Raw genomic sequence first — 10,705 nt, 5'->3', positions numbered from 1 at the left:
TCTCACATAGCCATCGCTTGCATACGCGGATACTCCTGCAATAGAACTGACAATGCCTTTGTACTCGACTTTATCAGCAGGATACTTTGCAGCAATAGTAAACGCTGCTGCGTTAACAGCATCACTCTCTAAGCGAATAGGTATCGAGAATGCGGTCTTTGCATCAACATCTACACTGCCTTTTTCTGCAAACATAACTTTTTGTTTCGCCGTCATTGCGGGAACACCATCAACCTTGCAATCACCCATAGCAAGAATTCTAATTATCTGATTGCTATGATCCTGAGTCAAGTTTGTACCTGTAGTAAACGTACTTGAATAGTATGTTCCAGCTGGGAATACTGTGTTCGGATTAACAGCACGCTGCAATATCAACATTGCATCGATAACGTTAATTGTTATCGACGGAGATGTAGACCACACAGGTTCGCCGCCAACGGTTGCAACAGCACTGCCACTGCAAGCAACACGACCGAGAGTTGCATTATCACGGTTAACATCTGCTGCAATCCGTGCCATCGTATTAGCAGACGAGATTGCACCCGTCACGTGTCCTACGGCAGTATTGATCGCTGCAATTGCATCACCAGCATCTATCATACTTATGGGGAATTTTGATGTCGCTGGGAATGTAGAGACCATACCAAGATATCCTTGCGCACTCACCATTCCGGAAACATTACTGATTGTATAAGTTCCCGAAGCGGTGACTGCTACACTATTAGTAAATAATAGAGTAGCATCGCCAATGTCTTGTACCCTCACTACTAAGTCAGCGTGTCCAAAACCGCTTGTAGCAGGAGCGTCACCATAATAAACCTTCCCAGCTATTGAAACTTTTGTAATACAAAGACCAAATGCAATTTTCTTAGTTCCAGGTGAAACTGCAGCTGAAGCACCCGTGACAATTACATTAGAAATATTAGAACCTGTATTCGGAATATTGGCATAACCACCGTTACTAGTAGTCCCTTCAATTTTAGTCCAAGGATCGGTGTCTAGATTTCTAAGTATTAACCTGACGTCACCTGCACTTTGAAATGGATCACTGGCATTATATTTCACATTCAAACTCAAATCGGTTCTACCTACAAGAGTGTTTGCTACATCCACTGTCCAGTAAAATCCAGAGGCTCTGATAATGGAAAGAGACGGAGCACTTGAAGAAGTAAACGAAAGATTCGGTATAGTTCCACCCGGCGCGGCAGCTTTAAAACCAACCGTAGTTAATCCTGGTGAAGAAGTTGCAGAAGTTAATATTAATGGAGTATTCTGTGTTCCATCACCAACAGGGAAAGTATAAGCTGTTGCTGCATTAACTATCGTTGATATAGTGCCATTAAATATTTGAGCACCAGTACTACCTACTGCGGTACCAGTATAACCGGGAGTTCCCATGAAAATCACATTATGCCCACCCATATCAATTGCAGCATTCGATGTAAATGTTAATGTGTTTATCTTAATATCACCACCTACGATATAAAGGTTACCACCGGTTTTTTGAACTGTAAGTTTAATATCACTATAATCCCTTGTTGCAGCACTTACTGTCAAGGTTTGCGCACCACTACCAGTAAATATAATTTCTGCTGTACCAGAACCAGGATTGCATGAAACTTTTCCAGCCGTCGATTCAGTAAGACTTCCCTTAACACCACCGAAAGTCAACTGGCCATTACCCAAATTAAAATTTGCGCCTGTACCCACTGAAAGATTTCCATTGACAGTCCAGTTTCCAGGCATCGTAAAGGCAGCAGTGTTATTCATTGTGATATTATTAAATGTGCCAAGGGTCGTCACATTAAAATCCATTTCATTTGAACCGCCATTGAAAATGACAAGTCCATTGCTCGTAAAGTTATTGAATGTATAAGTAGCAGGCCCGGAAGGATCAAAGTTTAAAGTACCTGCGCCGGAATAATTTACATTTGTGATAGTTTGGCCTGTAATATTAATTATTCCAGCGTTCGAAATATTTTTGGGACTTACTAGGTCGATATCGCTCAGAGTCATTATTCTATCTGAACCTACAGAAAGAGTAGCTGTTCCGCTAAAATGTAATAATCCTGTGACCGTCCAGTTATTAGCCGGTGCTATAACTGCGTTACTAGCTAAGTCCAGATTTTTGAAAGTGGATGGTGTTGAACCTACAAAAATCATCACCTCCGAACCTCCAGACCTTCCAATTTGAACAGGCCCAAGAGAGTTACTAGTACCTAAATCAATTGTCTGGGGTCCTGCTGATGGCGTTATGAAAAATCGACCAGCTGAAGATGAGTTTAAAATGCCAATTGCCTGTGTGCCTACAGAGCCTTGAACATAGAATGATCCATCAAGTGTAATATTACCATTGTTCGTTAATGTACCACTTGAAGTAATTGTACTTCCGCTGGGAATTGTTGCACTAACGTTCAAGTCAATAAGTAAAGTGCCACTAACAGTACAACTGTTCAGTGTTTTTATTGATCCAGAACCTTTCAACGAGAGACTTACATAGCTGACACCAGTCACAGTTTGAGCTGATGTAGCAATATATTCAATTGTACTTCCAGGGTTTACTGTTGGTGTTGTTGTTGCACCTGATAATGCCATTAATGTAAAATTAGGCAGTTGCGTGGCAGTGCTCCCATCACCTAGCTTTAATAGAGCAGATGATGACATAGTGAGAGTTGTAACTCCAGATGCAAGAAGAATTTGATGACCTCCATCGTTGAGTGTACTGTTTGCAACAACATCACCTATTGTTATTTCTCTTACGGTTACCCCGCCAGTCGCTCCAGAAAGAGTTACACCGGCAGTGTTATTAACTTTTATATTCGCATATGTTAAAAGCGGAATCGTTTGAGCAGAAGTACCACAGAAATTGAAAGAACCATTATCTATGATTGTTCCGTTACTACCTTTTTGTATTGACCCTTTAATACTATGCACACCAGTACCCGGGTCGAATTTACCAATATTAATATTAAGCGTACCATTTATTGTTAGAGCTGACGTTGCGGTAAATGTAACTCCTGGAGTAGCGGTAAAAGTGAGATTATTGTATTCCACTCCTGCAATAGTCGTAGCACTTGAACTTGCATAAATAACAGTTGACGCTCCAGGGATAAAGTTTCCAGGTGCGACGGACATGGCAGGAGTCCCAGATAAGGTAATAGTATAATTCGTAGACGGATCGGCTTTCAACACTCCATTTACCACCAAACTGCCTCCGATTGCTACAGGTCCACCAAGGATCTGTACAGTTGAACCGTAATTAATAGTAAGTCTACTGAAATTAAGAGTAGGAGAAGAGATTGTATTCACTGTCTGTAATCCTGAGCCGGCAAATATAAAATTGCCAGATGAACTCGGATTAAAATTTCCATCCCTGACAAAATCCCCATTCACGGTTATTGTGCCAGGGTGGGTAGCGTTGCTAGCCACCAATGCAGCACCACTTTGAATCCAAAGTTTGTTTTTCACAAGTAAGACACCAGCTGCGGAGTTGTCTGATATATTCACGGTACCACCACTTACTATAGTCAAATTTTCACATGTAGCGGCACCGGTGAGAACAAGGTTGTAACCTCCTGTCTGTGGGGTGCCAATTTCGACATTATAGCCAACCGCAGGAACTGAGCTTCCAGACCAATTTAAGGGATCTGACCAAGAACTGCTTATTGCACCCGTCCATGTTGCTTGTGTAAATTGCGCGAAACTCGCAGTGATTGCCAACATAAGCAACGTTATAAGTTGAAAAAGTTTCTTCATATACATTTGTTCCTCCGATTAGAGATAATTTGAAATATCAAAATGCCTCCTTACGGCATCCCTTACTTGCTTCTCATCTATAGGATTGCCACAGACTAGAAACTTGGGATGTAAAAAATTGGAAGCATAGCAATCATCGGAAGGTGAAAATGGATAAAGTTACATTCCCACAGCTATCCGAGATCTCCTAATATTCCTTTTCTCCACTATCTGCACACCTCTTGTAATCATAATCCAATCATATAAAATTAAAATGTGAAAGCCCTCTCTTTAACCAGTTCATTTAAGAAATATTACCATATTAAATTTAGTTTGTAAATGATGGCATCTATAATGAAATTGTACAGAAGTAATTCACCATAATCAATCATTTGACTTGAAATTCCAAATATTTAATAGATAACCTTGTTTACCTCCTCTGTATGCTCTTTTGCCGAAAAATTACATAGTATTTTATCGTTTATATATCAGAATAACCTAAAAGCTATATCATTGTCATTACGCGCGAAGCGAAGCAATCTCTTTTTTCCTATTTGCATATGTTAACAGAATACTTCGGTACGAAGCGCCTCGCAATGATGGGTTCATTTCTTTTTTGTCAACCCGTTACTTATTTATTCTCTTATCATTCCCTTAACACCCTTCCGAATAGCTGGAAACCTGATAATGTATCACGCTTCGCGTGATTCATTTTTGTGCCTTCGGTTGGGAATGACAGCCGGAGGCCTGAGAATGATGCAAGCGTTCGCTTGCTACAATATTCAAGTCATTCCCATGGACTTTTAATTGGAATTTTATTTAAGCCCCCAGCAAGATTCCCGATAGCTGGAAGCCTGATAATGTATCACGCTTCGCGTGATTCAATTTTATGCCTCCGGCTGGGAATGACAGATAAAACTATTTTGTCATGCCCGCCGATTTTTTGCGAGCATCTTACTCTTGCTCATATAAGACTCCCGATAATCCTGATTGATAATATCAAGCGGGACGGGAATGACGTATAGAATATAAAAAAAATACTGGCCCCGATAGGCGAGACGAGCTTTGATATTTTTGTAGCTAAACTTTCCGATCGCTAATAGCGGTCGGAAAGATATCTTTACTACTTTGCAAGAAGCATCCTTTGTATCATACTCCTGCCGTTATATTCTAACCGTGCCAGATAAACGCCTGATGCCAGCTTACTCGCATTAAATACTGCTGGAATATAATGCCCGGTTTTCGCTACACCGCTAAACAGTGTCGCTACTTGCTGGCCTAACATATTATACACTTTCAGCGAAGCATAACCATCTTCCGGCAGAGAGAACTCAATCTGAGTTGTTGGATTGAATGGATTTGGATAATTCATAAGCCCGAGTACTTTTCCAGCAACACCAACATTCACTTCAGCACTGGCGGAGTACTTGAAGGATCCATCATTATCAATCTGACGTAAGCGATAGTCATACACACCCGGGGCAAGGTTGGCATCTTTATAACTGTACTCTCTTGGCGAGTTGCATATTCCAGCACCGGCAACAAAACCAACTTTTACCCATGCTGTTGATCCTTCTGCCCTGCGTTCAACATCGAAGCCATTATTATTGACCTCTGTGGCAGTGCTCCATTTTATGATCGTACTATTCACACCTTGCGCGGCGACTGTAAGGGAAGTGATTTCAACCGGAAGAAGAACAGAACCAACAGAATTTTTATAATACCAGCTTGCCGGAGCAGGAGCTTTGTCACTGCCGCCTAAGGTGATAGACCACTGGCCAGCATCGCCGGCAAATCCGGATGGACAAAGTTCAAAAGCACCAGTTCCAGTGCCGCCGCTTACAGTTACTGTCATAAGCGTATATTCTGTACCAGCTGTATAAGTTGTAGATGCGATACTGGTTGTTGATGCGTATGTGATATAATCGTAAGAATCGCTCGTGGCTTTAACGCCTTGATGGTTATATCCAAAAGAGCCTGTTTCACCGCTCAAAGTGACTCCAGCACCAAGTGAAGTGAGCCATCTTATGCCAAAATTACCCGAAGTAAATGCGCCTGTAATATTTATGCTTGGTTGGAATTTGATTATAAGTGTGTTAGTACCGGCAAAAATCCCACCCACGACAGTTCCATAAGGAGTGATGTTTATTGGTGAGCCATAAAATTGAGGGTTTAATGAAATTGAATTCACGTCTGCAACGATACCGTTTGCAAATTCAAGAGAATCGCTGCCGATGGTTGCATTCGAGTTCACATTAAACTTTAGACTGATGAGGTCTCCGGTACCATAATTTAAGGGAGACCCAGATATCCATGCAATTACTAAACGCCCATTCGTATTCGCTGTGTTTACATCGGTTGAGCTTTGAATTCCACCCGAAAAAGAATAGATTGGCGCGGTCTCTAAATATAAATTCGCGTTATTGAATACAACATCAAATTGAAATGCACATACATTATTAAAATTAGTGACCCTGATCGGAACAGTATAGGAATAATATCGCACCATGACGCTAGGTGGATTTAATGTTAAAGTTAATCCCTGGGAATAGCTGGAATGAAATAATATTATGCAAAGAATGCCGATACGTATTAGATTATTAATGGATTTTACATACATAATAAATTTTATTTTTTGAATTTGAAGCCTTATCGGAACCGTGATTAATTTTCTGTATCTACTCAGCAAAGAAAATAGAAATATTCGACCACCCCGTCCCGCCACCGTAAAACGGTAGCGGGACACCCCTCCTTGTTAAGGAGGGGAAATTTTCTCCCCTTTTAAAGGGGAGACGTCCCGATGAATGTCATTCATCGGGACAGAGGGGTTGTATAAAAACACAATAGCTGAATAATTACAATTTTCTATTATAAAGATAGGAAATAATTAAATGAACTTCAGGAAGTTTAGTAGTATCTCAATTTTGTTGCCATACAATCCGATCGCTCACAGCGGTCGGATTGTTACTAGTCACGGAAAATAGAATCCCGATAACCCAGGCGAGCATTTACATCTTTGTAGCCAAACAATCCGATCGCTCACAGCGGTCGGATTGTTACTATAGACGTGACCGTCACTCCTCGTGGATACCACAAAGACAAGAAACCTTCCGAAGGTTTCTGAGCTTAAACCAAAAGAACCTTCGGAAGGTTACAAGAAGGTTATAAAAAAAGCTCGCCCCGATAATCGAGGCGAGCCATTGGAATTCCGCTAAAGGTCAGGAGTACAACTCTCTCCTAACGTTTAGTGTTCACTTTACTTCGCAAGAAGCATCCGCTGTACCATACTCTTGCCGTTATATTCTAACCGCGAGAGATAGACGCCAGATGCAAACCTGTTTGCGTTAAATGTTGCCGACACGTAATGCCCGGCTTTTGCAACACCGCTAAACAGTGTCGCAACTTCCTGACCTAACATGTTGAACACCTTCAGCGTCGCAAATCCATCTTCCGGCACAGAGAACTGAATCTCTGTTGAAGGATTGAATGGATTAGGATAATTTCCCATTTGCAACACTTTTCCTGCAACACCAACATTGACTTCAACGCTGCTGGAGTACTTAAAGGCACCAGTATTGTCGATTTGCTTTAGGCGATACATAAATACGCCCGCGCCGACTTTATCCTGATACGAGTACTCTTTTGGAGAGCTGCTTGTTCCGGCACCAGCTACAAAAGCAACCTTTGCCCACGAACCACCTTCAGCTCTGCGTTCAACATCGAAACCGCTGTTATTGGATTCCGTGGCAGTACTCCATCTCAAAATTGCCATGTTTGTGCCTTGAGCAGATCCAGTTAATGAAGTCATCTCAACTGGAAGAGCACCGTTCGTTATCGCAGGTGTTGATAGCGTAACTAGTGTTGTAGCCCAAGTTGAGGTTGTAGCCATTGTGTACACCTTAGTTACAACACCACCACCTGATGTCTTCCATGCTAGACCCATAGTTCCGGATGCATTCGATATTCCGGTAATTGTATACGTCCCAAATTTATAAGCAACGTTATCAATTTTCGCAACATCAGAATCAAATGTTGGTTGATCACTAATTCCTACTCCATCGACGTTAATGATAATTTCACTACCATTAATTGAGGTTGCAACTTTTGAACGATACAGAGCACCAACCGACCCACCTAGACTTGATGTTAAGTCTCCAACAGTGTTGTTTAACACGAAGGTTCCAATTGCACCTTTTGTGCAAGTCGGGCTTGTAAAGTTAGCTGAAGTAAATGTCAGCACCAGGTCAGCACCATTAGGATATACCGTACCAACAGTCGCCTGCATATATATGTCAAATATAAACGATGTTCCTGAATAATGCTGATTTGCAACTGTCAATTCCAGTGTTTGAGCACCGGCAATGCTAGTAGCAAAGACAATCAGCACGCAGGCCAAAATCACTTTTAATTTATTCATTGATTACTCCTTATTTTATTCTCCATTGAAACTTCCAGCGAATTATGGAACTAGAGTCTGAAGATTCCTATTGTTCCATGTATTGGCCCTGTCAGTTACATCCACGACACCCGATAAATCAGTATCATTCCCATCGTACACGCCAGATGTATTTCTAGCATTCCAAGTATTCGCTCTATCGGTTACGTCAATAACACCGCTGCCATCTGTATCTCCGCATGTCATTATTCCAAGATCATAAACAGTACCATTTGGCAATGACACAGCAGTAGAAGATATTACAGCCAGATGATTTCTATGTCTGACAACAATATAATAGCTACCAGTTGTCGCAACGCTAAATGCTAAGTCGCTTGAACCGTTAACATCGACAATTGAACCATCCTTTAATAAAAATGCAGGCTGTGTTTCAACCTTCGTCGATGATGCTGTACCGGTTCTCAATTCAACTAACACCCAATCTACGACGTTTGCATTAGGAATTGACGTAACTGTTTCCGCAGTATATCCGAATGTCGTTGCATTATATGCAGTGGCTGAATTCAATGGAATGAGTCCACCGCTATTCAACGCTGTTGTCATAACACCACCGCTATTCGGACCCTGTAGTAATACCTTTGCCTTTACGTTTATAGCCGGAGAAGTGAAAGTAATTGTCCCATTCGTTGTAGTAGCAGTAATGAGACCATTAGGATCAGTTCCAACTAAACCTCTCATAGTTGCACTCGCAAATGTTGCCGAAACACTTCCAACAGTGGTTGATCCGGCAGTATAATGAAATACCAGATTAGCTACCGTAGAATTATCCGGTAAGGAGCCGGTCGTTGCAGCGCCTGTGTAAATCCAAGTCAATGCTACGTCTGTGCCACCATTTACATTCTTGTCAACATAACCAATGGAACTAACAGCATCAGGATATGTAATATCCGAATTACTAATAGTAAAGTTTGCAGGTACGTTTACATGGATTGTAAAACCTACACCTATAAAATTAGTAGTTGTAATGGGAAGATTAATCGTTCCACCAGGGGCAACAGTGCCCGATCCAAGTGTAAACGTAGGTGTTCCTGGCTGTTGGAACACTATCTTCCCACCTGCCGGATATCCAGCTTTTAAAATGTTAGCGCCGTTCTGATCAACTACTATGCTGCCCGGCGAGAAAGATAGATTATCAAAATCCGCAGAAGTAGCAGTGCTTTGCAATACCTTGAACTTCAAATTCATCAGTGTACCATCGCCAAAATTTATAGGCGTACCTGAAGCCCATGCTATTGTCAATGTACCGCTTGCATCCCATGGATTAGGACCTGACACACCATTTGGATCTAGTCCAACGCTCGAGGTCATTATTCCACCGGATATTAAGGTCTTGCTTGGAGTTTCTGCAAGCTCTAACTTACTGGAATTAAAATTTATTGTAAACTGAAAAGCACCGAGATTGTTAAAATTCGTAACCAAAATCGGAATAGTTACAACCGAACCAGATACCGCGTTGAGTACTGTTCCCAGCTTCATAGTCGCAGTTGGAGATTCGGGGCCAGCTACCATGTCTTTTGGGACAGCTTCAGTTGTACGTGCAGTAGCTGTGAGACTTGGAAAATCTGATGCTGATACAGTAACCGTTTGGCCAAAATCAATGGAAGCCAGCACGCCGGATCCATTTGTGCCCAACGTAATTGCATCTATAGGATATCCAGAATAAATCCAAGCAATAACTATTTTACCACTTTGTACATTTTTCTCAAGATAGCCGGTGCCGGTGATACCAGCATTCGGAAATGTAATAGTTGGTGTACCGGTATACTTCACAGCATCATACGTCAGTGTTAAATTAAAACCGGCATAGCTAATAAAATTCTCACAATACAAATCTAATTTAGTGCCATTGGCAATCTTTTGTATTGTTGGAGTTTGTAGCGAGTAAATCGTTACTTTGCCATCTGTCGATCCCAACAACATATTACCACCACCAGCCGTGGCAACTATGGCGTCAGTAACCGTAATATTAGAAGGAGATGATGCTGTTGATAAGACATAGAATTTAAGTTCCAACAATGTACCATCAGAATGCGACATCGTAGTAGCGGAGGCCCATGCAATAGTAAGATGTCCTCCGTTTGTATTTGCTGTCGCCATGTCGGTTGCGTAGATATCCCCAATATTATAAAGGGGACTGCCAGAATCCACTTCCTTAACCAGCTCCAAATCCCCTGGATTAAAGTTTACTTTAAATTGGTACGCACCTACACTGATAAAGTTATGAACACTTATCGGAACAGTTATTACCTGTCCCTTATAAGCAGGATCAACATTACCTATATCGATAGTACTTGATTGAGCTTTTATTCCTACCGTCGCTATCATCAGCAAAACCATCATGACTGTAAGGAAATAAAACGTTCTCATTTAAACCTCAAATTATTTGATGATGAAATAGAATGTTTTCATTTATTTTAAGGATCTTCACTTCTTGCTATTCTGTCTATAATATAATTAGAATTACTTTTTAGAATTGTGGAGCGCAAATCGCTTTGCGCTCCACTGAGTTCCTTA

4 protein-coding genes are annotated in these 10,705 nt (G+C 41.3%); all 4 read right to left on the bottom strand.

The genetic code is table 11. The features are described 5' to 3' along the window. On the bottom strand, window positions 1-3,756 hold a 3,756-nt coding region (locus tag NTX44_11250; protein ID MCX6122178.1), incomplete at its 3' end, for a hypothetical protein. A gap of 1,102 nt (window positions 3,757-4,858) precedes the next feature. Continuing rightward, window positions 4,859-6,355, bottom strand: a complete 1,497-nt coding sequence (locus tag NTX44_11245) for a T9SS type A sorting domain-containing protein (GenBank protein ID MCX6122177.1) — start codon at window positions 6,353-6,355, stop codon at window positions 4,859-4,861. Between the two features lie 636 nt (window positions 6,356-6,991). Next, window positions 6,992-8,152, bottom strand: a complete 1,161-nt coding sequence (locus tag NTX44_11240) for a T9SS type A sorting domain-containing protein (protein MCX6122176.1) — start codon at window positions 8,150-8,152, stop codon at window positions 6,992-6,994. Between the two features lie 42 nt (window positions 8,153-8,194). Continuing rightward, on the bottom strand, window positions 8,195-10,558 hold the full coding sequence (locus NTX44_11235; protein MCX6122175.1) for a cohesin domain-containing protein: 2,364 nt from the start codon (window positions 10,556-10,558) through the stop codon (window positions 8,195-8,197). Window positions 10,559-10,705 lie beyond the last annotated feature (147 nt).

Source organism: Ignavibacteriales bacterium (assembly GCA_026390575.1).
Classification (GTDB): Bacteria; Bacteroidota; Ignavibacteria; order UBA10030; family UBA10030; genus Fen-1298.
The sequence above is the reverse complement of the archived record's forward strand: the minus strand, read 5'-3'. Positions and strand labels throughout refer to the sequence as shown.